This window comes from Cupriavidus sp. 01L43, from assembly GCF_056399925.1.
On sequence record NZ_JBFTSH010000012.1, the window covers coordinates 116,350 to 139,740 of the forward strand.

General features: G+C 68.6%; 20 protein-coding genes. 5 read left to right on the top strand and 15 right to left on the bottom strand.

Translation table 11 applies throughout. From position 1 onward, the window contains the following. Positions 1 to 11 precede the first annotated feature (11 nt). The 4 genes from AC1DP9_RS19540 (at position 12) to AC1DP9_RS19555 (ending at position 4,069) form a co-directional block, all read left to right on the top strand. On the top strand, positions 12 to 992 hold the full coding sequence (locus AC1DP9_RS19540; protein ID WP_092300103.1) for an ABC transporter ATP-binding protein: 981 nt from the start codon (positions 12 to 14) through the stop codon (positions 990 to 992). 63 nt (positions 993 to 1,055) lie between these two features. Continuing rightward, positions 1,056 to 2,339 (top strand): ABC transporter substrate-binding protein, encoded by a 1,284-nt coding sequence (locus tag AC1DP9_RS19545; RefSeq protein ID WP_092300100.1) that lies wholly within the window; start codon positions 1,056 to 1,058, stop codon positions 2,337 to 2,339. A gap of 36 nt (positions 2,340 to 2,375) precedes the next feature. Continuing rightward, complete coding sequence (locus tag AC1DP9_RS19550; RefSeq protein ID WP_092300402.1) at positions 2,376 to 3,260, top strand: carbohydrate ABC transporter permease; 885 nt, start codon at positions 2,376 to 2,378, stop codon at positions 3,258 to 3,260. Then, the gene (locus tag AC1DP9_RS19555; RefSeq protein WP_092300097.1) at positions 3,257 to 4,069 is read left to right on the top strand and encodes a carbohydrate ABC transporter permease; all 813 of its coding nucleotides are present in this window, start codon (positions 3,257 to 3,259) and stop codon (positions 4,067 to 4,069) included. The genes AC1DP9_RS19550 and AC1DP9_RS19555 overlap by 4 nt, the downstream gene beginning before the upstream one ends. A 42-nt stretch (positions 4,070 to 4,111) precedes the next feature. Here the strand turns inward: AC1DP9_RS19555 and AC1DP9_RS19560 are convergent, their stop codons facing one another. Together AC1DP9_RS19560 and AC1DP9_RS19565 are read right to left on the bottom strand one after the other, a co-directional pair. Next, positions 4,112 to 5,587 (bottom strand): LamG-like jellyroll fold domain-containing protein, encoded by a 1,476-nt coding sequence (locus tag AC1DP9_RS19560; RefSeq protein WP_477108257.1) that lies wholly within the window; start codon positions 5,585 to 5,587, stop codon positions 4,112 to 4,114. A 227-nt stretch (positions 5,588 to 5,814) separates the two neighbouring features. Further along, positions 5,815 to 9,408, bottom strand: a complete 3,594-nt coding sequence (locus AC1DP9_RS19565) for an indolepyruvate ferredoxin oxidoreductase family protein (protein ID WP_477108258.1) — start codon at positions 9,406 to 9,408, stop codon at positions 5,815 to 5,817. A gap of 279 nt (positions 9,409 to 9,687) precedes the next feature. Here AC1DP9_RS19565 and AC1DP9_RS19570 point away from each other — a divergent pair, with 279 nt between their 5' ends. Beyond that, positions 9,688 to 11,037, top strand: a complete 1,350-nt coding sequence (locus AC1DP9_RS19570) for an NYN domain-containing protein (RefSeq protein ID WP_477108259.1) — start codon at positions 9,688 to 9,690, stop codon at positions 11,035 to 11,037. Positions 11,038 to 11,061: 24 nt separating this feature from the next. On the opposite strand, the gene AC1DP9_RS19575 is transcribed toward AC1DP9_RS19570, so the two are convergent. From AC1DP9_RS19575 to AC1DP9_RS19635, 13 genes are all read right to left on the bottom strand, one after another. Next, positions 11,062 to 11,346, bottom strand: a complete 285-nt coding sequence (locus tag AC1DP9_RS19575; RefSeq protein WP_092300085.1) for a hypothetical protein — start codon at positions 11,344 to 11,346, stop codon at positions 11,062 to 11,064. Further along, positions 11,343 to 11,801, bottom strand: coding sequence for a DUF2778 domain-containing protein (locus AC1DP9_RS19580; protein ID WP_477108260.1), 459 nt, complete (start codon positions 11,799 to 11,801; stop codon positions 11,343 to 11,345). Before AC1DP9_RS19580 ends, AC1DP9_RS19575 begins: the two co-directional genes overlap by 4 nt. 214 nt (positions 11,802 to 12,015) lie before the next feature. Beyond that, the gene (locus tag AC1DP9_RS19585; RefSeq protein WP_477108261.1) at positions 12,016 to 12,300 is read right to left on the bottom strand and encodes a hypothetical protein; all 285 of its coding nucleotides are present in this window, start codon (positions 12,298 to 12,300) and stop codon (positions 12,016 to 12,018) included. A 73-nt stretch (positions 12,301 to 12,373) separates the two neighbouring features. Beyond that, entirely contained in the window at positions 12,374 to 13,591 is a 1,218-nt protein-coding gene (gene gspF / locus AC1DP9_RS19590; protein WP_092300069.1) for a type II secretion system inner membrane protein GspF, read from the bottom strand. Positions 13,592 to 13,607: 16 nt separating this feature from the next. Next, positions 13,608 to 15,083 (bottom strand): type II secretion system ATPase GspE, encoded by a 1,476-nt coding sequence (gene gspE, locus AC1DP9_RS19595; protein ID WP_092300399.1) that lies wholly within the window; start codon positions 15,081 to 15,083, stop codon positions 13,608 to 13,610. Positions 15,084 to 15,173: 90 nt separating this feature from the next. After that, positions 15,174 to 17,567: a type II secretion system secretin GspD gene (gene gspD / locus AC1DP9_RS19600; protein ID WP_477108278.1), complete on the bottom strand. Its 2,394-nt coding sequence runs from the start codon at positions 17,565 to 17,567 to the stop codon at positions 15,174 to 15,176. 44 nt (positions 17,568 to 17,611) lie between these two features. Further along, on the bottom strand, positions 17,612 to 18,430 hold the full coding sequence (locus tag AC1DP9_RS19605) for a type II secretion system protein N (protein WP_441593809.1): 819 nt from the start codon (positions 18,428 to 18,430) through the stop codon (positions 17,612 to 17,614). Further along, a complete protein-coding gene (locus AC1DP9_RS19610) occupies positions 18,430 to 19,011 on the bottom strand; it encodes a type II secretion system protein M (protein WP_092300063.1) in 582 nt (193 codons plus the stop codon). Before AC1DP9_RS19610 ends, AC1DP9_RS19605 begins: the two co-directional genes overlap by 1 nt. Further along, positions 19,008 to 20,501, bottom strand: coding sequence for a type II secretion system protein GspL (gene gspL / locus AC1DP9_RS19615; RefSeq protein ID WP_477108262.1), 1,494 nt, complete (start codon positions 20,499 to 20,501; stop codon positions 19,008 to 19,010). Before gspL ends, AC1DP9_RS19610 begins: the two co-directional genes overlap by 4 nt. Before the next feature lie 180 nt (positions 20,502 to 20,681). Then, complete coding sequence (gene gspK, locus AC1DP9_RS19620) at positions 20,682 to 21,692, bottom strand: type II secretion system minor pseudopilin GspK (RefSeq protein WP_477108263.1); 1,011 nt, start codon at positions 21,690 to 21,692, stop codon at positions 20,682 to 20,684. Then, entirely contained in the window at positions 21,689 to 22,453 is a 765-nt protein-coding gene (locus AC1DP9_RS19625) for a PulJ/GspJ family protein (RefSeq protein ID WP_477108264.1), read from the bottom strand. Before AC1DP9_RS19625 ends, gspK begins: the two co-directional genes overlap by 4 nt. Then, positions 22,431 to 22,850: a type II secretion system minor pseudopilin GspI gene (gene gspI / locus AC1DP9_RS19630; RefSeq protein WP_092300051.1), complete on the bottom strand. Its 420-nt coding sequence runs from the start codon at positions 22,848 to 22,850 to the stop codon at positions 22,431 to 22,433. Before gspI ends, AC1DP9_RS19625 begins: the two co-directional genes overlap by 23 nt. Next, entirely contained in the window at positions 22,847 to 23,365 is a 519-nt protein-coding gene (locus AC1DP9_RS19635; protein ID WP_092300048.1) for a prepilin-type N-terminal cleavage/methylation domain-containing protein, read from the bottom strand. The genes gspI and AC1DP9_RS19635 overlap by 4 nt, the downstream gene beginning before the upstream one ends. Between the last annotated feature and the right edge of the window lie 26 nt (positions 23,366 to 23,391).

Here is a 23,391-nt window from a genome sequence, read left to right on the forward strand (position 1 = left end):
GATAAGAACCCATGGCCTACCTGCGACTCGACAACCTGCAGCAGCGCTTCGGCGAGCAACACGTGCTCCGCGGCATCGACCTCGACGTGGCGCGTGGCGAGTTCATCGCGCTGCTCGGCGCCTCGGGCTGCGGCAAGACCACGCTGCTGCGGCTGATTGCCGGACTGGACCGGCCGAGCGGCGGGCGGATCTGGTTCGATGGCGCGGACGTGACCGACGTGGACCCCGCCGCGCGCCACCTGAGCATGGTGTTCCAGTCGTACGCGCTGTTTCCGCACTTGAGCGTGGGCGAGAACATCGTCTTCGGCCTGCGCGCGCGCAAGCTGCCGCGCGAGGAGCAGGCGGCGCGGCTCAAGCAGGCCGCCGACATGCTCGGGCTGGACAAGCTCCTCGCGCGCAAGCCGGGTGAACTCTCGGGCGGGCAGCGGCAGCGCGTGGCGCTGGCACGCGCCATCGTCTCGCATCATCCGGTCTGCCTGATGGACGAGCCGCTCAGCAACCTCGACGCCCAGCTACGTGCCGAGATGCGCGCCGAACTGCGCAAGCTCCAGCGCGCGCTCGGGCTGACGGTGATCTACGTCACCCACGACCAGGTGGAAGCCATGAGCATGGCCGACCGCATCGTGCTGATGCATCAGGGCGAGATCGCCCAGGTCGGCACGCCCGAACAGCTCTACGAGCAGCCAGCCACGCCGGTCGTCGCCCGCTTTATCGGCCAGCCGCCGATGAACCTGTTGCGCGTGCCGGGGCTGGACGGGCTGGTGGGCATTCGTCCCGAACACATCGCGCTGGCGGCGACGGGCACCGCCGGCACGGATATTCACGATGGTGTCGTCGCGCGCAGCGAATATCACGGCGCAGACACGCTGATCGAGGTGCAGGTCTACGAGCAGCCCGTGCTGGTGCGCCATCCGGGCCGGCTTGCGCTGCAGACCGGCAGCCGGCTGGCGCTGGAATGGCCGGCCGCACGCGCCCACCGGTTTGCCGCGTGAGGGGCCTCCCTCCATCCCCATGACTTTCCCGATGTTTTGATTCGTCTTTCACCAGGAGCCTTCATGTCGTTCAAATCCCGTGGCCTCGCCCTCGCGCTGGGCGCCGTTCTCTCGATGGCCGCGCTCGGCGCGGCGGCACAGACGCAGGTGACCATGTACTACCCGGTCTCGGTCGGCGGCCCGCTGACGCAGGTGGTAGACAAGCTGGTCGACCAGTTCCAGCAGGCCAACCCGGACGTCAAGGTCAACGCCATCTACGCCGGCAACTACGACGACGCCCGCACCAAGGCGCTGGCCGCCCTCAAGGCCGGCACGCCGGTGCAGACCTCGGTGCTGTTCTCGATCGACCTGTTCGAGCTGAAGGACCAGAATGTGATCCGGCCGTTCGACGACTTCGCCACCACGCCGGAAGACAAGGCGTGGCTCCAGAGCTTCTACCCGGGCCTGATGGACAACGGCCGCGCCGACGGCAAGACCTGGGGCATCCCGTTCCAGCGCTCGACCATCGTCATGTTCTACAACAAGGACGCCTTCAAGCAGGCCGGCCTGGATCCGAACAAGCCGCCGCGCACCTGGACCGAGATGCGCGAGGCTGCTGCCAAGCTGGTGAAGCAGGACGGTGGCGCCACGTCGCGCTGGGGGGTGATGATCCCGTCGACGGGCTACGCCTACTGGATGTTCGGCGCGCTGGCCAAGCAGAACGGCGCCACGCTGATGAACGCCGCCGGCTCGCACACCACCTTCGACACGCCCAAGACCGTGGAGGCGCTCCAGTACTGGACCTCGCTGGCCAAGGACGGCCTGAGCCCGAAGGGCCTGATCGAATGGGGCACGCTGCGCCAAAACTTCGTCGAGGGCAAGACGGCGATGATGTGGCACTCCACGGGCAACCTGACCGCCGTGCTCAAGGACGCCAAGTTCGATGTGGGCGTGGCCCCGCTGCCGGGTAACCCGACGGGCGGCTCGCCCACCGGCGGCGGCAACTTCTACCTGTTCAAGAGCGGCAGCGAGGCCGAGCAGAAGGCCGCCTACCGTCTGGTGCGATTCCTGACGGCGCCGGAACGTTCGGCCGAATGGAGCGTGGCCACCGGCTACATGGGCGTGAGCCCGGCCAGCTACGAGACGCCGACGCTCAAGAGCTACGCTGCCAAGGTGCCGCAGACGCTGGTCGCGCGTGACCAGCTCCAGGTGGCGACGGCGGAACTGTCGACGCACCAGGCGGGCCGCGTGCGCAAGGTGCTCGAGGACTCGCTCCAGTCGGCCATCACCGGCCAGCAGGAGCCGAAGGCCGCGCTGGCCGGCGCCCAGGCGCAGGCAGACCGCATCCTGAAGCCTTACCAGCGCTGACGCGGCGGGCCCACCGTGAACGACATCCGCCACGCCATGACTTCCCGATCCTTCGTCTCCAGGCCGGCCGTCCATGCGTGGCTGATGTTGCTGCCGGCGCTGGTGCTGCTGGCGGCGTTCACCTACTGGCCCATCGCGGGCAGCGTCTGGGAGAGCCTGCACACGCAGGCGCCCGGCGTCGCTCCGATGTTCAGCGGCGCGGACCAGTTCGCCGCGCTGCTGGACGACCCGGTGTTCCTGCAGGCGCTGCGCAACAACTTCTGGTACGCGCTGGTCACGGTGCCGGTCTCGGTAATGCTGGCGCTGGCGATGGCGCTCTGGGTCAACGAGCGCTTCGCGGGCCGCGGCCTGTTGCGGCTGGCCTTCTTCACGCCGACCATCCTGCCGATGGTGGCCGCCGCCAACGTCTGGCTGTTCTTCTACGCGCCCGACATCGGCCTGTTCAACCAGCTGCTCGGCGCCGCCGGCATCGCCGGCCGCAACTGGCTGGGCGATGTGGAGACCGTGCTGCCCGCGCTGATGGTCATCACCATCTGGAAGGAGGCGGGCTTCTTCATGATCTTCTACCTCGCCGCGCTTCAGTCGATCTCACCCGAACAGCGCGACGCGGCGCGCATCGAGGCGCCGTCCGCCTGGTACCGGCTACGGCGGGTCACCCTGCCGCTGCTGGCGCCGACCACGCTGTTCGTGGTCGTCAACGCGCTGATCAACGCGTTCAAGCTGGTCGATCACCTGTTCGTGCTCACGCGCGGCGGCCCGAACAACGCCAGCACGCTGCTGCTCTACTACCTCTATGAAGTGGCGTTCAAGTTCCAGGACATCTCGTACGCCTCGGCGCTGACGCTGGTGCTGCTGGCGCTGCTGGCCCTGTGCTCGGCGCTCCAGTTCTGGTTCTCCCGCAAGCGGGTCCATTACCGATGACGATCGCTCCTCCCCGGTTGTTGCTTCCCGTGGCCGGCTGGCTGGCCGGCCTGCTGTGGATCGCCCCGTTGCTGCTGATGTTCTGGGCAGCCTTCCACCCCGATGGCGATGCGCTGCGCCTGTCCTTCGACACCCGCTGGGGCTTCGGCAACTTCCCCGCCGCGTGGCGCGTGGCGCCGTTCGCGCGCTACCTCGTCAACACGTTCTGCATCGTCACGCTGCTGCTGGTGCTCCAGCTGCTGGTGTGCACGCTGGCTGGCTATGCGCTGGCGCGGCTGCGCTTCCCGGGCCGGGGGCTGGTGTTCGCCATCGTCATGCTCCAGCTGATGGTGATGCCGGAGGTGCTGATTACCGAAAACTACGTCAGCGTGGCGCGGCTCGGGCAGGTGGATCACTACCTCGGCGTGGCGCTGCCCTACATCGGCAGCGCGTTCGGCATCTTCCTGCTGCGCCAGACCTTCATGATGGTGCCGCAGGAGCTGGAGGACGCGGCGCGCATCGAGGGCCTGGGCCGGCTGGCGATCCTGCTCAAGGTCTACGTGCCGCTGGCCCGGCCCACCTACCTGGCCTATGCGCTGGTGTCCATCAGCTATCACTGGAACAACTTCCTGTGGCCGCTGGTGATTACCAACACCGAGGCGAGCCGCCCGGTGACGGTGGGCATGGCGCTGTTCGCGGCGCCCGAGACCGGTGTGGACTGGGGCGTGCTGTCCGCCGGCACGCTGCTGTCGATTGGCCCGCTGCTGGTCGCCTTCCTGCTGTTCCAGCGCCAGTTCATGCAGTCGTTCATGAACGCCGGCATCAAGTAGCCCGACAAAACTGGCCCCGCGCGAGGCGGGGCCCGGGCGCGATCAGTGGTTGCGCCAGCGCTGCACCATCACCTGCTGGACCTTGCCCTTGAAGAAGTAGCGGCGGTCCGTGGCGCCCTGCGGGTCGGCGCCGATCACGATCGGGCTGGTGTTCAGGCCCACGCCGCCCGTCACCGAGACCGACGGGGTGCGCTCGACGTTGTTGACCCAGAGCCGCACCGCGCCGTCGCCGTCATAGGCGCCGACGATGAAGTACGAATCCGTGCCATTGAGCGAGGACAGCGGCACGGTGGCGTACTGGTAGCCGCCGTTGACGTAGACGCCGAAGCGCAGCAGCGTGGCCGCCTGCTCCAGCGCGAAGCCGCCCGCGTCGCTCTTGGCCAGGATCGCGGCGGTGGCGCCCGAGGTCAGGTCGTCGAAGTTGACCACCGCGCTGACCAGGAAGCCGCCGTTGGTGTCGTTGTCGGCCTGCCAGGTCGTGACCGACTGCGCGCCGGCAAACACCATGCTGCCGCCCACGCGGTCTTCATCGGACGTGACCGACAGTACTTCCAGCGTCGGCGTGGTGCCACTCTGGGCCACCGTGGAGGTCGCCGGCCCGGTGCGCCTGTAGGTCAGCGGATAAGCGGTCTGCGTCAGCGTGTTCATGTGCACCAGCGACGTGGCTTCGGTGATCAGCGCCCGCGCCGAGGTAGCCAGCGGCGTGGCGCCCCGGTCGTAGTCCGAGGTGATGAAATCCACGTCCTCGCGCAGCGCCGACAGGTACAGCTCGCCCAGGCTGGCCGGCGTGGTGTAGACGCCCACGCCGAGGCCGAGCAGCTTGGCCTGATCGATCGCGCCGAACAGGCTGGCCATCCGGTATTCGAGTTCCACGCCCTGGAAGCCCAGGCTCTTGGCCGTGCGCATGCGGTTGCGGATATCGCTCTCGATCAGGGCATGGAAGCGCACATGGTCGCGGATGCTCGCGAATTCCGACTGTGCCAGCAGCGCCTGGGCGCGCACCAGATGCTGGTGGCGGTTATTGCCGTCCATAAACGCGCGCAGCATGACCGGCCGGCCCGCCGTGGCGTAGCCCCAGTCGCGGATCGCGCGCAGCACGCCGAGCATCAGCGTGTCGCTGGCGGCGGCCGTCGAGTAGCCCTCCTTGATTTCGAGGAACAGCATGCGGTCGCTCTGCTGCAGCGCGGTATTGGCCAGCGCGCTGGCGAAGGTGCCCACGGCGGACTCCGAGTCGCTGTGCTCGACATAGACCTGGCCATCGGCGTGCAGGGTCAGGTCGAACTCCACGAGGTCGAGCCCCCGGTTCAGCGCCATCGACACTTGCGTGGTCGTGGCGGCATTGCTGGCGCCGTAGCAGTTATGGCAGGACAGCGCGACCGTGTTGCCGAGCGGCGAGACCGGCAGGCTGCGGGACACGCCGGTCCAGTAGCCCGCGAACGCCGGCGAGAACACGGCCGCGAACAACAGCCCGGAACATGCGCGAATGAAACGTCGAAACACCAGCGTAGTGGACGGCATGCGAACCTCGCTTTGAAGGTGGAAACGGCGATTGGAACTGCGAAAAGTGCCGCGTGATGCCCGGCTGGGCGGCGGCAATGCGGATTGTTCCGGCTGACCGTGTCAGCGCCGTGACGCTGTTGCGGTGGCGATACGCAAGTCGCAAAGATTCACTTGAACATTCATAGACGAAAAAAAGGGCAGGTGCCAGCGATTGCCGACACCTGCCCCTGCTTACCTCCGCGCGCTCAGGCGGCTTGCTGCCCCGCCTCCGGATGCTTGAACTGCGCCAGCAGCTTGGCCCACCGGCCGCGCACCGCGTTGAGATTGTTCTCCTTCACGTGCCCGAAACCGCGGATATCGTCCGGCAGGTTCGCCAGCGCAATCGCGGTGTCGTGGGTCGCGGCGGACAAGCCTTGCGCCAGTGTGTCCAGCAGCGCCCGGTATTCGCCGATCAGCGCGCGCTCGGTGCGCCGTTCCTCGGTCTTGCCGAAGATATCGAGCGCACCACCGCGCAGCCCCTTCAGCTTGGCCAGCAGGCGGAACAGCGTCATCGTGGACGGGCCGAAGCGGCGCTTGACCAGATGCCCCTTGTCGTCGCGCTTGGCCATCAGCGGCGGCGCGAGCCAGAAGTTGAGCTGGTAGTCGCGGCCGGGCTCGCCTTCGAACTGGGCGCGCAGTTTGTCGAGGAACACCGGGTCGGTGTAGAGCCGCGCCACTTCGTACTCGTCCTTGTACGCCATCAGCTTGGCCAGGTTGCGCGCGGCGGCCTCGGTCAGCGGCAGCGGCTTGCCGGCGCCCACCATGGCCGTTTCGGCCGCGCGCACGCGTTGCACGGCGTCGCGGTACTCGGCGGCATAGGCGGCGTTCTGGTACTGGGTCAGCAGGTCCACGCGGCTCGCGATCAGCTTCTCCAGCAGCGCGCCCGAAGACGTCGGCAGCTTCACCACGTCCGCCCCGTCCATGGCCGGCTTGAGCTTGCCGGTCAGCCCCAGCACCTGCGCCGGGTCGTGCGCCATGTGGCGGCCCCAGTCGAACGCGGCCTTGTTCTTGTCCACCGACACGCCGTTCAGTTCGATGGCGCGCTCCAGCGCCTCCAGCGTCAGCGGAATCCAGCCCTTCTGCCAGGCAAAGCCGAGCACCAGCGGGTTGGTGTAGATGGCATCGCCGATCAGCGCCACGGCCAGCGCACTGGCGTTGATGAACTCGCACTGCTCGCCCACGGCGGTGCGGATGTCCTGCTCCGCCGACAGGCCCGGGAACTGCCACTTCGGATTCTTGATGAAGTCGGCGGTCGGCGTCTGCGCGGTGTTGACCACCGCGCGGGTGCGGCCCGCCTGCGTCTTCGAGATCACTTCGTCGTTGGCCGAGACGATGGCATCGCAGCCGATGACCAGATCCGCCTCGCCCATGGCGATGCGCGTGGCATGGAGGTCATCGGGCTTGGCGGCAATCTGCACGTGGGACAGCACCGCGCCGCCTTTCTGCGCCAGCCCGGCCATGTCCAGCACCGTCACGCCCTTGTTCTCGAGGTGCGCGGCCATGCCGAGCAGGCCGCCAATCGTCACCACGCCGGTGCCGCCCACGCCCGTGACCAGCACGCCGAACGGGTGGTCGAGCGATGGCAGCGTCGGCTGGGGCAGCACCGGCAGGCTGTCCATCGACAATCCCCGCTCCCGGGGCTTGCGCACCTGGGCGCCCTCGGCCGTCACGAAGGACGGGCAGAAGCCGTTCAGGCACGAGAAGTCCTTGTTGCACGACGACTGGTTGATCTGGCGTTTGGTACCCAGCTCGGTTTCGAGCGGCTCCACCGACAGGCAGTTCGACTTGACCGAGCAGTCGCCGCAGCCTTCGCACACCGCGTCGTTGATGAAGGCGCGGCGGGCCGGATCGGGGAAGGTGCCGCGCTTGCGGCGCCGACGCTTCTCGGTGGCGCAGGTCTGGTCGTAGATCAGGATGGTGCAGCCCGGCACTTCGCGGAGTTCACGCTGGATGCGATCCAGCTCGTCCCGATGGTGGACGGTGAGCCCCTCGGGCAGCTTGATCGCGCCGTTGTACTTCTCGGGCTCGTCCGTGACGATGACGATCTGCTTCGCGCCTTCGGCGGACACCTGGTAGGCGATGTCGCGCACCGAGAGCTCGCCGTCCACGGGCTGGCCGCCGGTCATCGCCACGGCGTCGTTGTAGAGGATCTTGTAGGTGATGTTGACCCCCGCCGCGATCGACGCGCGGATGGCCAGCAGCCCCGAGTGGAAGTAGGTGCCGTCGCCGAGGTTGGCGAACACGTGCTTGTCGCCCGCGAACGGCGCCTGGCCGATCCAGGCCACGCCTTCGCCGCCCATCTGGCTGAAGGTGCTGGTGCTGCGGTCCATCCACACGGTCATGTAGTGGCAGCCGATGCCGGCCAGCGCGCGCGAACCCTCGGGCACGTTGGTTGACGTATTGTGCGGACAACCGGAGCAGAACCACGGTTTGCGCTCGGCGGTCACGCGCGGCGTGGCCAGCGCGCGCTCCTTGGCCTCGATGACCGCCAGACGGGCGGCGATGCGGGCGCGCACATCGGACGGCAAATCGAACTTTTCCAGCCGCGTGGCGATAGCCTTGGCGATGATGGCCGGCGACAGCTCGTAGTGGGCCGGCAGCAGCCAGTTGTTCTGCGGGATCGACCATTCGCCGCCCGCGTTGTCGCGCTCGTCGAACTTGCCGTACACCTTGGGGCGCACGTCGTCGCGCCAGTTGTACAGCTCCTCCTTGAGCGCGTACTCCATGATCTGGCGCTTTTCCTCGACGACGAGGATCTCCTGCAGCCCCTCGGCGAACTTGCGCGCGCCGTGCGCCTCCAGCGGCCATACGCAGCCCACCTTGTAGAGGCGGATGCCCAGGCGCGCGCAGGTCTCGTTATCGAGGCCGAGGTCGGACAGCGCCTGGCGGGTGTCGAGGTAGGCCTTGCCGGCGGTCATGATGCCGAAACGCGCGTGCGGCGAGTCGATCTCGATCCGGTCGATTTTGTTGGCCCGCACATAGGCCAGGCCGGCGTACCACTTGTAGTCGAGCAGCCGCGCTTCCTGTTCCAGCGGCGGATCGGGCCAGCGGATGTTCAGGCCGCCCTGCGGCAGGATGAAGTCATCGGGCAGCACGATCTCCACGCGGTGCGGATCGAGTTCGACCGAGGCCGACGATTCCACCACGTCGGTCACGCACTTCATGGCCACCCAGAGGCCGGAGTAGCGGCTCATCGCCCAGCCGTGCAGGCCGTAGTCGAGGTATTCCTGTACGTTCGACGGATAAAGCACGGGCAGGCCGCAGGCCTTGAAGATGTGCTCGGACTGGTGCGCCAGCGTGGAGGACTTGGCCGAATGGTCGTCACCGGCCAGCACCAGCACGCCGCCGTGCTGGCTGGAGCCGGCGGAGTTGGCGTGCTTGAAGACGTCGCCGGTGCGGTCCACGCCCGGGCCCTTGCCGTACCACATGCCGAATACGCCATCGAACTTGGCATCCGGATACATGTTGACCTGCTGGGAGCCCCAGACCGAGGTGGCGGCGAGATCTTCGTTCAGGCCAGCCTGGAAGACGACGTTGTGCGCTGCAAGATGCTTCTTGGCTTTCCAGAGCGACTGGTCGAGCGCGCCGAGCGGCGACCCGCGATAGCCGGAGATGAAACCGGCAGTGTTCAGACCCGCGGCGCGATCCCGTTCCTGCTGCAGCATCGGCAGCCGTACCAACGCCTGCGTGCCGCTGATATAGATGCGGCCGCGTTCCAGCGTGTACTTGTCTTCGAGGGAAACGTTCTCTAGCGCGCGACGAATGGCGTCGCTGACCGGCGGGGTCAGGGGGGCATTCATAAGTGCTCCTCTATGGGCATGCTGTCGGGATCACCGACACATCAGTTGTGGGCAACCTTCCGGGGCCTCTTGTGGAGGCGTGGGAAGGCCGTGTCTCTGCGCGGCATGGTAGCACCCGCGTTGCGCGCGCGGTACCTTGCTATGCAGCATAAACCGGGCCAGCTACCCCCGTGATTTCCCGTAGGCACGGGCTTTCAGCGTGTACACTGCGTTGCATCCAGGCGGCCCCGGCCGCCCGCTCCGGGCGGCGCCGGCTGCACCGCAACCCCCTATCGACACATGACAAATTCCCCTCGCCAGGGCGCGACCCTGGCTGTGCTGATCGACGCCGACAACGCGGCGCCCGCCATCGTGGAAGGCCTGCTGGCCGAAGTGGCCAAGTACGGCGTGGCCGCCGTGAAGCGGATCTACGGCGACTGGACCAAGCCCAACCTGGCCGGATGGAAGGAGCGGCTGCTGTCGCACTCGATCCAGCCGATCCAGCAGTTCCGCTACACCGTGGGCAAGAACGCCACGGACAGCGCGATGATCATCGACGCGATGGACCTGCTCTACACGGGCCGCTTCGACGGGTTCTGCATCGTCTCCAGTGACAGCGACTTCACGCGACTGGCGTCGCGCATCCGCGAGCAGGGGCTGATCGTCTACGGCTTCGGCGAGCGCAAGACGCCCAAGCCCTTCGTGACAGCCTGCGACAAGTTCATCTATTCCGATGTGCTGCGCACGGACACCGATACCGACGTGGAAGCCGAAGGCGCCGTGGCCCCGGCACGCCGCCGCAACACCCAGGAGCTGCGGCAGGACTCGCGGCTGGTGCGCCTGCTGCAAAGCGCCGCGCAGGCGGTGTCCGACGAGGACGGCTGGTCGACGCTGGGCGGCATGGGCAACCACATCGCCAAGCAGGCGCCGGAATTCGACTCGCGTAACTATGGGTACGGCAAGCTGTCCGAACTCGTGGCATCGACCAACCTGTTCGAGGTGGAAACGCGCAACGGCGGGAACAACAAGACCATCTGGGTGCGGCTGAAGAAGCGCGCCAAGGGGGAGGGCGGCCAGCCGGGGCAGCAGTCGGGCCAGCAGGGTGGGCAACAGGGTGGGCAACAGGGTGGCCAGCAATCGGGCCAGCAGTCTGGGCAACAGTCCGGCCAGCAGCAGCGCCCGCAGCAAAACCAGTCGAACCAGCAGGAGCGCCGCCCGTCGCCGCCACCGCTGCCGGCCACCACGGTGGCCCAGGCTGTGCCGCCGGTGGAAACGCCCGCGCCGGTGGTCGAGATCGACGCCATCCCCGAGCCGGCCCCGGTCTTCTCGGCGGCCTCCGAGGACGAACCGGCCGGCTCCGCCTCGACCCTGATCCCGGAAGCCGTGGAACCCCCGGCTTCGTCACGCGGCAAGCGCGCCAAGCGCCCCGAAGTCGCCCTGAGCGACACCCCGTGGCCAATCGACCAGTCGGTCTTCGCCGCCCCGGGCACGACGGTGCTGTCCGCCCAGGTTGTCGAGGAACCCACCGAGCCCGCCCCGGCCCCCGCCGAGGAAGCCCCGAAGTCCGCCGACAAGAAAGCTCCCGCAAAGAAAGCCGCCCCGCGCAAGCGCGCGCCGGCCAAGAAGGCGGTGAAGAAGGCAGCGGAGTAAGGTAGTGAGGGGAGGGCGGCCGGCTTAACGAAGCCGGGCCGCTCGCCCACGCCGGTCCAGCATCCACCTGCGCGCCAGCCAGGTTCCGATCACCACCGCCACGAATGACAAGGCGAGGTGGACCAGGAGTTCCAGATCGTCGCCAGCTTCGCCGTCCCAGAATCCCGGGACATGGGTGAATATCCAGAACCAGAACGACTCCGGGAATGGGAAGATGGCCGCAAGCCAACGCAGCCAAACGAAGGTTAGCGCGAGCGTGGCAAAAACCGTCCACACGGCCAACAATAGCCACCGAGCCAAGGTCTTCATCTGACGATCACCCTGCCATACGCCTTGAGCGTCGTCCCCGGCACGGGGTGTTGTCGCTGGGCTTTGAGGAGCGAGCGTAGGTGGTGGTAGCCCATGTGGCTCTCGACGGTAATGCACCCTTTGCTGATGCCTTGGCCGCCCTTCGGATGGAGGCGGAATTCGCCGCGCCGTATGGCGTTGCAGAAGGCTTCGTCATCTATCTTGCCGTCAACAGCATAGAGAGCGAACCATTCGTTCTTGTTCCGAAGCGAATCTCTGATCGACCCGAGCATGCCTCCGGATTGCCGATCAACGACGTAGTAGGTTCCGCGGGGAATCGGACCTGTACTTGCATAGCAGGAAAATTCGGGTCGATTCTTATGGTGATCCAGGCCAGAAAACGCTGGAAAAGCCAGAGCGCCGCAGCGCAGCGCACTCATTTCCTTGCCATTCAGTTCAAAGGTGCATTCGAGCATGGTCGTTCTCCATCGAAGTCTCTCAACCGTGAGAGCACGAAGGAGGCTACGCCTCAGGCTTTGGCGCGAACATCGTACGAGTTCGAAACTCAGCGCATCAGAGGGCTGCGCGCTTGAGCAGGCGGGCGCGGGGAGCTAACCGCCAGCCGTGGCTATGCCTTCGGGGTGCTTCCCTCTCCCCGTGGGAGAGGGACTGAGGGAGAGGGCAGGCGCATCAACGAAGTCCGGCCATGCGCCGGCGCCGGGCCAGCACCCAGCTGCGGGTCAGCCAGGTTCCGATGACCACCACCCCGAACGACAGCCCGAGGTGGATCAGCATGACGAGGTCGTGGGACGATTCACAGTCCCCGAACTCAGGGAACTGGGTGAACATCCAGACCCAGAAAGCTTCCGGAAATGGGATGAGGAACGAGACCCAGTGGAACCACACGTAGGTCAGGCCGAGCGTCCCCACGATGGTCCACAGGCCGAGCAGCAGGTAGCGGATAAGCGTAGTCATTTCACCTCGCAGGCAGTAGAGCCCACGAGGCTAGCGACTCCGTATCGCCGCGACCATCGTACGAGTTCGAAACTCAGCGCACCAGCTGATTGATCTCGATAATCGGCATCAGCACCGCCAGCACGATCAGCAGCACCACCACGCCCATCGTCAGGATCAGCAGCGGTTCCAGCAGGCTGGTCAGGAACAGCGTGCGGCGTTCCAGTTCCTGGCTTTCGCCGATGGCGGCGCGTTCCAGCATGATCGGCAGGTTGCCGGTGGCTTCGCCGGAGCGGATCAGGTGGACCAGCACCGGCGGGAACTGATTCTGCGCGGCCAGCGCGCGGGCCAGCGAGGCGCCTTCGCGCACGCGGGTGGTGGCGTCGTCAACGTTGGTTTTCAGCGCGAGGTTGGTCAGCGTTTCGCCGGCGGCCTGCAGGCTGCGCAGGATCGGCACGCCGGCAGAGACCAGGATGGCCAGCGTGCTGGCGAAGCGCGCCGTGTTGTAGCCCCGGATCAGCTTGCCCAACAGCGGGGCGGTCAGCAGCCAGCGGTGCCAGGCCAGGCGGACGTCCGGCTGGCGCAGCACGCTGCGGATGACCAGCGTGGCCACCGCGATCACGGCCAGCGCCGCCCACCACCAGTTCCGTACGAAATCCGACAGCGCCAGCATGACGATGGTCAGCGTCGGCAGCTTCTGCTTGGTGTTGGCGAACACGCTTACCACCTGCGGCACCACGTACGACAGCAGGAAGATCACGATGGCGAACGCCACCACGGTGACGATGGCCGGGTAGGTGAAGGCCAGCCGGATCTTCGAGGTGAGCTGGTTGCGCGTCTCGATATAGGTCGCCAGCCGTTCCAGCACCACGCCGAGGTGGCCGGAATGCTCGCCGGCCGAGACTAGCGCGCGGTAGATATCGGGGAAGTCTTTCGGATGCTGGGCCAGCGCCACGGAGAGCGAGCTGCCGCCCATCACCTCGGCGCGGATGCCGGCCAGCAGTTCATGCAGGTACTGGCGCTCGGCCTGATCGGCCAGCGCGCCCAGCGCCTCGTCGAGCGGCAGGCCGGAGACGATCAGGCTGGCGAGCTGGCGCGTGAACAGCGCCTGCTCCTGCGTGGAGAGCCGGCGCACCAGGACGCTGCTGCCGGTGCGCGGCGCCAGCCCGGCGCCGGCCAGCGGATCGACGGTGATCGGCGTCAGCCCGCGCGCGCGCAGTTGCGTGCGCGCCTGCTTGGGGCTGTCGGCCTCGATGACGCCGCGGTCGGCGCGGCCGGTGGCGTCGGCGGCTTCGTAGCGATAGGCGGGCATGCGGTGCGGCTCCCGGCTATTCGCGCGTCACGCGCAGCACTTCTTCGAGCGACGTGGCGCCGCTGTCGATCCAGCGCTGGGCATCGGCCCGCATGGTGTGCATGCCCTTGGCCAGCCCCACCTGCTTGATCTCGGATTCGGGCTGCTGGCGGTGGATCATGGTCTGGATGTCGGCATCCACGGTCAGCAGTTCATAGACCCCCATCCGGCCCTGGTAGCCCGAATGGCCGCACTTGTCGCAGCCCACGGCGTGCCACACGCGCTGGAGCGGCTTGCCCTGTGCGTGCAGGATCTCGGCCTCGGCGGGTGTCACTTCGATCACTTCCTCGCGCTTGCAGTGCGGGCACAGCCGGCGTACCAACCGCTGCGCCAGCACGCCGAGCAGCGACGACGACAGCAGGAACGGCTCGATCCCCATGTCGACCAGACGCGTCACGGCCGAGGCCGAGTCGTTGGTGTGCAGCGTGGCCAGCACCAGGTGGCCGGTCAGCGAGGCCTGCACGGCGATCTGCGCCGTCTCCAGGTCACGGATTTCGCCGATCATCACCACGTCCGGGTCCTGCCGCAGGATCGCGCGCAGGGCCTTGCCGAAGGTCATGTCGATGCGGGGATTGACCTGGGTCTGGCCGATGCCGTCCAGGTCGTACTCGATCGGGTCTTCCACCGTCATGATGTTGGTGGTGCGCGCGTCGAGCCGCGACAGTGCCGCGTACAGCGTGGTGGTCTTGCCGGAACCGGTCGGCCCGGTCACCAGCACGATGCCGTGCGGCTGGCGCACGAGGTGATCGAAGCCGCCCAGCGTATTGGGCGCCATGCCAAGCTTGGCGAGGTCCAGCCGGCCGGCTTCCTTGTCGAGCAGACGCAGCACCGCGCGCTCGCCGTGGCCCGTGGGCAGTGTGGAGACACGCACATCCACCGGCCGGCCGCCCACGCGCAGCGTGATGCGGCCGTCCTGCGGCAGGCGTTTCTCGGCGATGTCGAGCTGCGCCATGATCTTGATCCGCGAGATCAGCGCGCCGTGCAGCGCCTTCTTGGGCCGCACCACGTCGCGCAGCGTGCCATCCACCCGGAAACGCACCACGGACGACGACTCAAACGGCTCGATATGGATATCCGAGGCCTGCTCGCGCGCGGCCTGGGTCAGCAGGGCGTTGATCATGCGGATGATCGGCGCGTCGTCCTCGGACTCGAGCAGGTCTTCCACGGCGGGAATGTCCTGCATCAGCCGCGACAGGTCGACTTCGCCCTCCACCTCGCCCACCACCTGGGCGGCGCTGCCGTCCTGGCGGTTGTAGGCATCGGAGATCGCCGCGATCAGCGCGTCCGGCTCCAGCACGCGCAGTTGCAGCGCGCCGTGCACGCGGGCCACCTCGGCCAGCGCCTGTGGCGCCGTGGCGCGGCTGACCCAGACCTCCACGCCATCGGGGCGCTGGTGGGCGATCAGCAGCGGCGCTTCGCGCGAAAACGAGTACGAGACCAGCCGCGCCGCCATCGGCGAGGGCGGCTCGAGTGGTGCAGGTGCCGGTGCCGACGGTGCCGGCAGGGTGGTGTTGTCGATAGTTTCGGTGGCCATGGTTAGCCTTTAACCGGCGCGTGGCGTATCGGTGGCTTGCGAGCCCTTGGAGATCGGGCGCGGCGCTGCCTGCGGGGCCGGCGACGGCGCGGCAGGCAGGGTCGGGTCCAGCGGCAGCGGGCTCTGCACCGGCCCGTTGTAACGCGGATCGACGAACGGCGCGCCCGGCGCGTCCGCCGGCGGCAGCACCGGGGTGTCCTTGTCGCGTACGAACATGTTAGGCGAGACGAAGCCCTGCTGCTGGCCGCGGATGTACTCGTAGCGGTCCTGCGTCAGGCGGTCCGTGGCCTGCGCCGTGCGCATGATGTACGGGCGCAGGAACACCAGCAGGTTGGTCTTCTTGCGGTTCTTGTTCTCGTAGCGGAACAGGGCGCCCAGCCAGGGGATGTCGCCCAGCAGCGGCACCTTCTGCACGCCGTCGCCGTAGCTGTCCTCGATCAGGCCGCCCAGCACGATGATCTGGCCGTCATCCACCAGCACGTTGGTCTCGATCGAGCGCACGTTGGTGGTCGGGCCCTGCGTGGCGTTGATCGTGTTGGCCACCACCGACGAGGACTCCTGGTAGATCTGCATCTTCACCAGCCCGCCGTCCGTGATCTGCGGCCGCACGCGCAGCGTGATGCCGACGTCCTTGCGGTCGAAGGTCTGGAACGGCGTGACCGAGGCCGAGCTGCCGGTCTGGGCGTAGGAGCCGGTCGTGATCGGAATGTTCTGGCCGATCAGGATCTTGGCTTCCTCGTTCTCCAGCGTGATCAGGTTCGGCGTGGAGAGCAGGTTCACGCTGTCGTTGCTGCCGAGGGCGCGCAGCAGCGCGCCGAGGCCGATGGCCTTGTTGACCACGCCCAGGTTCAGGCCGCCGATGTCCGGCACCAGCTGCGTGGCGGCCGCGATGCCCGCCGTGCTGTCGTTGTTGATGGCCGCGATGGCGCCGGTCAGGTTGATGATGTTCTTGCCGCCCGAGCCGAAGTTCGTGCCCGCGAAGCCGATGGCGTTGCCACCCGAGTTGATCAGGCCCTGCCACTGGATGCCCAGTTCGCTGGCCTGCGTGGCGGTCACTTCCACGATCATCGACTCGATGTAGACCTGCGCGCGGCGCGCGTCGAGGTCGTCGATCACGGCGCGCAGGTTGCGGTAGACCGGTTCGCTGGCGGTGATGATCAGCGCGTTGGTGGTCGGGTCGGCCTGGATCGTGCCGCCGGTGGTCGGCTGCTGGTTGACCGCGAACGACGACGAGAAGGCATTCGAGCCGCTGCCGCCGAAGCCCGAACCGCCCGAGGAGCCCGAGCGGCCATAGCCGCCGCTGCTGGACGAGCCGCCGCCGTACTGGCCGCTCTGCGTCGACGCCTGGTTCTGGAACGCGCCGGACGTGGCGGTGTTGGCGCCCGCGCCGGCCGCCCCGCCCTGCTGCGTGGAGCTGGCGAAGCTGGTGTCGGCGGCGACGATGGCGCGCAGCGTGGCCGCCAGCTTGACCGCATCGGCATTCTTGAGCGGCACCACCCAGATATTGCCGGGGCGGGCGTAGGGCTGGTCGAGCTTCTCGATCAGCTGGCGCGCCTGCTGCACGCGCGCGCGGCTGGAGGCGCGGATCATCAGCGAGTTGGTGCGCGGCTCGGCCACGACCGATGTGCGAAGGCTGGCATCGCCCCCGGGGGCCGCGCCGCCGCCGGCGCCGCCGGAGGCCGACGGGTCGAGCAGCCGTTGCAGGACCACGGCGGCGTCGCTGGCGATGGCGTTCTTCAGCGGAATCAGTTCGACTTCGCCCGACGCCGGCGCATCCACGGCGGCGATGATGCGGGCCAGCCGGCGCAGGTTGTCGGCGTAGTCGGTAATGACCAGCGTGTTGTTGGCCGGGTAGGCGGTGATCGTGTTGTTCGGCGCGATCATCGGGCGCAGCACCGGCACGAGGTTGTTGGCGGACTCGTAGTTGAGCCGGAACACCTGCGTGACGACCTGATCACCCCGGCTCGAGCCGGCGCCGATCACGGTGGGCGAGCCCTGCAGCTTGGCGTCGGCCTCGGGCACCACCTTGGTGAAGCCGTTGCTCTCCACCATCGCATAGCCCTGCATGCGCAGCACCGAGCCCAGCGTCTCCAGTGCCTGCGCGCGCGACACCGGCTGCTCCGTCACCAGATTCACCGTGCCCTTCACGCGCGGATCGATGACGAAGTTTTTGCCCGTGGCCTGGCCTACCGCCTTGACCACCGAGTCGAGGTCGGCGTTGACGAAGTTCAGCACCACCTGGTCACGGTTCTGCGTGCGCGGCGTGATGTCGTTGGGCTGCGGCGGCTGGCCCTGGCCCTGGGCCCACAGCGGGGCAGGGGCCAGCAGGGACAGGCCGCACAGCAGCGCGGTGGCGCGGGCGCAGGCGGTACGGAGAAAGCGGTGGTGTGCGTGCGTTGTCATCATGGTTCTAGGCGTGCTGCGCTCGGTCAAGGGCTAGTGGTGGCTCAGAAGCGCAGCCGTGTCACGTTGTTCTCATGTCTACCCAGCAGGCTCAACAGCCCTGCAAGTTGCGTGGCGGCATCGGGGTCGGTACGGGCCGTGCCCTCGAAGCGTGCCTGCCGGCCCAGGGTGCCGCTGCCCTCCAGGTACAGCGGTCCGGCCGTGGTCTTCAGTTGCAGCTTGCCGTCCACGCCGGCCAGGTCCACTTCGGCGCGATAGCTGCCGAGTGGACGTAGCCGGCTCACGGCGGAGGACACCTGGTCGAACTGCAACGTCAGGTGCCCGAAAGTCTGGCTGCCGGTCTTCTTGTCGCCGAACTGGCCGCGCAGCGCGGACCAGTCGATCCGCATCTGGCCGTCCGGCCGCAACGTGTTGAACGGGGCGCCGATGCCTTCCAGCAGCGCGGCCGGCAGGCGGATGGCGCCGGCCTGCGCGGTCCAGCCGGTCGGTGTCACAGCCAGCGTCACCGGGGCCGCCATGGCCTCGGTGTGCGCCAGCGCCACGCGCAGCGTGCCGACCAACAGCGGCCAGCCCGCCACGTTCCATTCGAGCCGGCCCGGCAGGACCGTCGCGGTCTGGCTCCCCGCGCCGGCGGAGAGCGCCAGCGTGGCGCTGCCGTGCCAGATGGTGCCGGCCGCGTCGGCCAGCAGTACCCGGCGCTGCGTGCGGCTGGCCACGCTCTCGGCCAGCCATGCGGCGGGCGCGCAGGCCGCTACCGTCACGGCTACCGTGGCGACGCCCAGCAGCGCCCAGCGCACGCGCTTCCAGCCACGCGCCACGGGCGCGCGCCGGCGCGTCAGACGCAGCGATTCCAGCCGGACCATCAGTTTCGGCCGCCCGAGCCGGGGCCTTGCAGTGTGGCGGTCACGTTGACCAGCGCCGTCGCGCCCACGTAGGCGATACGGGCATCGACCACCTTGAGCCGCTGCTGCGCGCGTACGTCCTGGAGCCAGCCGGCCACTGCGCCGAACGGTACTTTATCGAGTTGAAGCTGCACGGCATTGTCGCCGGTCGGCGCCAGCCTGGTCGGCTTCAGGCCATGCTGGCCCATGCTGTCCTGCAGCGCCTGGGTCAGGGCATCGCCGCGCAGCGTGGGGGCCGGGCTGGCGGCCAGGCCGCGTGCCTCGTGCGCCAGCGTTTCCATCTCGGCAAGGTCCGCGCGCATCTGCGGCAGATTGCGATTCAGGCGGGCGCGGCCATCGGCGGCCGGTTCCCACAGCAGCAGGTAGCCGAAGACGAGCACCAGCAACACGGCGCCGCCGCCGAGGATGGCCTGCTCGCGCGGGTTGCGGGCGTTCCAGAAGGCGTCGAAGCGTTCGCGCCAGCGTTCCGGCACACGCGGTTTCAGGCGCGCGAAGCGGGCGGAGAGGGCGCTGGGCCGGGCGGAGGGACGCGACATTTTCATGATGCGGCCTTCACGGTCCAGCGCGTGGCGCCCTGCGGGGGCGAGCTGCCGCCGCGCGCGGCGTCCGGCGGATTCTTGTCTTCTTCCATCTGCAGGCCGGTCTGGCGCACCGCGTTGCGCAGCGCGCCGGTGTTGGTGCCGGGTTTCAGCGTCACATAGAGCGTGCCCGCGCGGTATTCCAGCGCCAGCAGCGCATCGGGCGGCAACTGCTGGGCGCCGCGCGCGAAGCCATCGGCCAGCGGCAGGAAATCGCCCGGCACGCTACGTCCGCTCGCCGTGCGCAGCTGTTCCACCTGACGGCGCATCAGCAAGGGCGGCTCGGCGATCTGCGGCACATTGGGGAAGGCGGTGTGGAGCAGGTCCGCCTGCGCGGCCTCGACCCGCTTCGCCTCGTTGCGCAGCAGCAGCCACTGGATATTCACGCCGATGATCTGCACCAGCAGCAGGCCGATGGCCAGCGCCACGGGCAGGCGCCACGCGCGCAGGTTCCAGCGATCCATGCGGCCCTGCGCGAATTCGAACTGGGCGAGGTCGAGCTGGGGATTCTGCAGGCAGTCTTCGGCGCCAACCAGCCAGAGGCGCCAGGCATCGGAAATCCGCGAGGCACGGGCGACCGGCGGCTGCGCGTGGAGTGCCGGCACCGGGGCGCGCGCGCGCGCCGTGGCGTCGCCATGCCATTGGCCGGCCGGAGCCAGCGCCTGCCAGGCCGCCAGCGCGGCATCGCCCAGCATCAGGCCGAAGCCCTCGTACTGGCCGGTGCGGGCCGTGACCTGCCACATGCGCGTCGCTTCCGTCGTGGCGGTGGCCGTGACGTCGAGCAACGAGGCGGATTGCGAAAGTGCCGTGGCAGCTGCTTCCACGATCAGCGTGGCCGGCTGGACTGGGGCGGTGGGCTTCGATGCAGCCACGGCAGGCGCCGGTAGGGCAGCGCTGGCACCAGCCAGCACGGGCTCGGGCGCCTCGGCGTCGGCCGGCACCGCTTCCACCGGTTCCGGCAACGGCAGGCAAAGCTGCGCGGCCACCACGTGGCGGCGGCGGTGCTTGTGTTCGGCAAAGTGGTCGAGCGCGGCGCGCATCCAGGCGCGGTCCGTCACCATCAGCAGGCGGCGGCGCGCGCCACGGGCGGTCGCCGTCGGGTCCAGCGCCGGCCCGAGCGCGATATGGCAGGGGGCGGCGTCCGTCGCCAGCATGTCCTCGACCAGATTCGGCAGGGCCAGCCGCAGCCGCGCGGGCGGCAGCGGGGGCACCATCGCCGTGGTCAGCAGCACGTCTGAGGCGGCCACGATCAGCACCAGGCGGTCCGCCGCCGGCATGTCGGCGGCCAATGCGTGGCCTTCGCGCAACAGTTCGGGGGCGTGGGGCAGGCCCGGGCGGCGGCTCTTGTCCGCCACCGGCGTGCGGACCAATGCAAAAGCCATGGCGCCAAACTGCCACGGTTGCGGCTGGTCGTGCGGCCGTTGCGGCAGGCGGACGTAGAGGGTGGTGCTCAAGGGTTACCTAAATGGAATCGCTCGATCGGGGTGGGGCGGCGCGGCAGGCCGCCCGGGTTCGGCGCAACAGCGTACCTTGCCTGTGTGACTAAAGCACGTCAATACAGTCCTGTCTGAATCTGGGGCCGACGTTTGTCCGACATTTATGGAGCATGCCGCACCCGGGGGTGCCCGCATGACTCAGGGCGCCTCCGGCAGGCGGTCGGTGTCGCGCACCCAGAGTACACGGGTGGTGTTGCCGCTCCCGAGCGTGGGCGCGCGCTGCACCAGCGACACCTGCAGCCGACGCGCGCGCTCGTGCCGCACCAGACCATACACCAGGAAATAGTGGGTACTAACATCGAGATTGGTGGCGGTGGTGTCGGCCTGCGGCGCCACGGCGCGCAGCTGCGCGCTGATGCCGGCGGTGTCGAGGAAATAGGCGCGGTCGCGCTGGCGCACCAGCTCGCGGGCGCGGTCCAACGGCAGCTTGTCGATGGCGGCGGCCAGTACCTCGGGCTCGGCCGTGTTGGCGTTGATCTTGGTCCGTTCGGGCAGGAAGGCGATGAACGGGTCCAGCGCGGCCACCATCTCCGGGTTGTAGCCGGGAATGGCGAGCAGGTCGGCAGCGGTGTCGGGCGGGCGCGGCACGGGCTGGCCGTCGGGCGACGCCCCGCGTGCCGCGCGTACCAGATACTGCGCGGTCGGCTCTGCCAGCGACGGATTCATGCCGAGCGTTTGAAGCAGGCGGCGGTAAACCAGCAGCGAGGGCAGGTCGATCTCCACCACGCGCCCGCTGCCCGAGGCGTTCCAGATATAGAGGTTGTTGAGGTTGAAGCGCGCCTGGGCATCGACGATGCGGCCAGACAGGAACGAGGTCTCCCCGGCCTGGTCCGTGCGCAGCCCGGCGCCGAGGAAGTCGGACAGCCGCGTCTCGGCCACCGGCACCGACCACGGCTCGCCGAGATAGTCGACCCGGGAGCGGCGCTGGTCGTCGCGCAGGATCAGCCGCGCCCAGTCCACGGCCGCGCGCTCGATCCACGCGGCCTGCGCGGTCAGGCGCTGGTTCTCGATCGACCGGATCTGCACCTGTTGGCGCCACAGCATGCCGGAGACGATGACCACGGCAAGCGTCACCATCAGCAGGGCCGTGACCACGGCGGCGCCGCGCTGGTGGGTACGGTGGCGAGGGAGGGCAGGGCGCGCGTTCATAGGCCGGTCATGCAGACTTTCTGGAACCGGCGTGGCGCGTCGCCATCGCCCATCTTTGCCAGCACGGTCAACTCCAGCGCGCGCAGCGTGGCATTGCCGTTGATGTTGGCGGGGCCGGCGTCCGCGTCGCTTGCGCCAGCGGTGCCGGCTGCGGTGCCGGCGGCGGTTGCGGCCTGCGCCGCCGCGCTGTCGATGGCGCTCTGCTGCATCAGCGCGGCCCGCACCCGGCCGTTCTCGGCCTGCCAGCCGGCCGGCTCCACCCAGACCCGCGCGGCCAGTTCGGCCGTATCGGGCAGCAGGGGCCGCACCTGGGCGCCGCCGGGCGCGCCCTGGCGCAGGTTCACCATCGCACCCTGCACCGCGTTGCGTGAGAGCGCGGGGCGGCTGGCCATACGGACCAGCGTGTTGTTATCCACACGGTAGACCACCACCTGCCAGGCGGTGGGCTGGCCTTCGTCGCGGCGGTCGCGCACCAGCATCAGCTGGTTGGCGCCGAGTTCCACGGGGCTGGCCTGGAGCTGGGTGGGATTGGCCAGGTGCTCGCAATCGGACTGGAACTGGCCGTAGAGCACCTTCAGGGCGTCGAGGCGTGCGTCGTGGTCGGTCAGGCGTTCGCGGCTGCGCGTCAGGGAATCCAGCGCGCGCCAGCCAATCACGGCCATCACGGCCAGCAGGGTGATGGCGACGAGCATCTCCAGCAGCGTGAAGCCGCCACGCCGGCTGCGGGGGGAGGGCCGCTCAGAGGACGCCGCGCGTTTCATTGGGAACCAAAGTGACGAGCCAGGCCAGCCTGACCGATTTGTCGGTGGCCGACGGGTACACGGCAATTTCCACGCGCCGGAACGACGGATTGGGGGTGCCCGAGACCGATTCCTCGCACCAGAGCGGGGTGCCGCCCTGCGGGCAGTCGTAGCCGCGGGTGCCGGGTTCAGGCCAGGTCTTGGAGAGGCGCAGCGTGGCGAAATGGTTCTCGGCGCTGAATTCGGCCAGCATGCGCGATTGCAGCGCGGCGCTCGACTCGGTCATCGAGCCCATCGCCCGCATGGCGGCCGTGAGCGCCACGGCGAGGATGGTCAGCGCCACCAGCACCTCGATCAGCGTGAAGCCGGATCGGTATTGCTGGCGGAGGGTCGATCGGGAGGCAGGGCGGCGGCTCATTGCGGCACCGTGGCCTGGTAGCGACCGCTGCCATCGCCGGTGATGTCCACGCGGATGTCGCCGCGCGTGAGGACCAGCCGCTGCGGCTCGTCCACCAGTTCGCGGCCGAATACCAGCCGCTGCGGGCCGGTGCCCACGCGCCGGCCGCCTTCGACGATCATCACGCTGTCCAGCCCCAGCCGCCAGTGGCCGGGCGCGAAAACATCGGCGCGCATCGGCACCCAGCCTTGCGGGGTGGATTCCAGGAAGCGCCAGCCGCCGGCATCGCCCTCCCAGGCCAGCGGGCGGGCGCCCAGTTGGGCGTCTTCCTGGGCGAGTTCGAACAGGCGGGCGATGCGCTGGCCGTCATCGAGCACACGGCCCCGCTCATTGGGCGAGGCATTGACGGCCACCAGGGAGATGACGATGCCGGCGATCACCATGACCACCAGCAGCTCGAGCAGCGTGAAGCCGGCGGGCCGGCGGCGCTGCGGGCAAGGGCGGCGCGGGAGCAAGGCGGGCGTCGCCGGGGCCATGTCGATGAAGGGGCAGGAGGCGGGAG

What these genes read in the sequence shown, in the direction of transcription:
- AC1DP9_RS19540 (WP_092300103.1), top strand. Translation starts at nt 12, where the DNA reads ATGGCCTACCTGCGACTCGACAACCTGCAGCAGCGCTTCGGCGAGCAA.
- gspI (WP_092300051.1), bottom strand. Translation starts at nt 22,850, where the DNA reads ATGAGCCGCCGCCCTGCCTCCCGATCGACCCTCCGCCAGCAATACCGA.
- AC1DP9_RS19580 (WP_477108260.1), bottom strand. Translation starts at nt 11,801, where the DNA reads ATGCTCGAATGCACCTTTGAACTGAATGGCAAGGAAATGAGTGCGCTG.
- AC1DP9_RS19560 (WP_477108257.1), bottom strand. Translation starts at nt 5,587, where the DNA reads ATGCCGTCCACTACGCTGGTGTTTCGACGTTTCATTCGCGCATGTTCC.
- gspK (WP_477108263.1), bottom strand. Translation starts at nt 21,692, where the DNA reads ATGAACGCGCGCCCTGCCCTCCCTCGCCACCGTACCCACCAGCGCGGC.
- AC1DP9_RS19575 (WP_092300085.1), bottom strand. Translation starts at nt 11,346, where the DNA reads ATGAAGACCTTGGCTCGGTGGCTATTGTTGGCCGTGTGGACGGTTTTT.
- AC1DP9_RS19610 (WP_092300063.1), bottom strand. Translation starts at nt 19,011, where the DNA reads ATGAAAATGTCGCGTCCCTCCGCCCGGCCCAGCGCCCTCTCCGCCCGC.
- AC1DP9_RS19550 (WP_092300402.1), top strand. Translation starts at nt 2,376, where the DNA reads ATGACTTCCCGATCCTTCGTCTCCAGGCCGGCCGTCCATGCGTGGCTG.
- gspE (WP_092300399.1), bottom strand. Translation starts at nt 15,083, where the DNA reads ATGGCGGCGCGGCTGGTCTCGTACTCGTTTTCGCGCGAAGCGCCGCTG.
- AC1DP9_RS19555 (WP_092300097.1), top strand. Translation starts at nt 3,257, where the DNA reads ATGACGATCGCTCCTCCCCGGTTGTTGCTTCCCGTGGCCGGCTGGCTG.
- AC1DP9_RS19585 (WP_477108261.1), bottom strand. Translation starts at nt 12,300, where the DNA reads ATGACTACGCTTATCCGCTACCTGCTGCTCGGCCTGTGGACCATCGTG.
- gspD (WP_477108278.1), bottom strand. Translation starts at nt 17,567, where the DNA reads ATGACAACGCACGCACACCACCGCTTTCTCCGTACCGCCTGCGCCCGC.
- AC1DP9_RS19625 (WP_477108264.1), bottom strand. Translation starts at nt 22,453, where the DNA reads ATGAAACGCGCGGCGTCCTCTGAGCGGCCCTCCCCCCGCAGCCGGCGT.
- AC1DP9_RS19635 (WP_092300048.1), bottom strand. Translation starts at nt 23,365, where the DNA reads ATGGCCCCGGCGACGCCCGCCTTGCTCCCGCGCCGCCCTTGCCCGCAG.
- AC1DP9_RS19565 (WP_477108258.1), bottom strand. Translation starts at nt 9,408, where the DNA reads ATGAATGCCCCCCTGACCCCGCCGGTCAGCGACGCCATTCGTCGCGCG.
- AC1DP9_RS19605 (WP_441593809.1), bottom strand. Translation starts at nt 18,430, where the DNA reads ATGGTCCGGCTGGAATCGCTGCGTCTGACGCGCCGGCGCGCGCCCGTG.
- AC1DP9_RS19545 (WP_092300100.1), top strand. Translation starts at nt 1,056, where the DNA reads ATGTCGTTCAAATCCCGTGGCCTCGCCCTCGCGCTGGGCGCCGTTCTC.
- AC1DP9_RS19570 (WP_477108259.1), top strand. Translation starts at nt 9,688, where the DNA reads ATGACAAATTCCCCTCGCCAGGGCGCGACCCTGGCTGTGCTGATCGAC.
- gspF (WP_092300069.1), bottom strand. Translation starts at nt 13,591, where the DNA reads ATGCCCGCCTATCGCTACGAAGCCGCCGACGCCACCGGCCGCGCCGAC.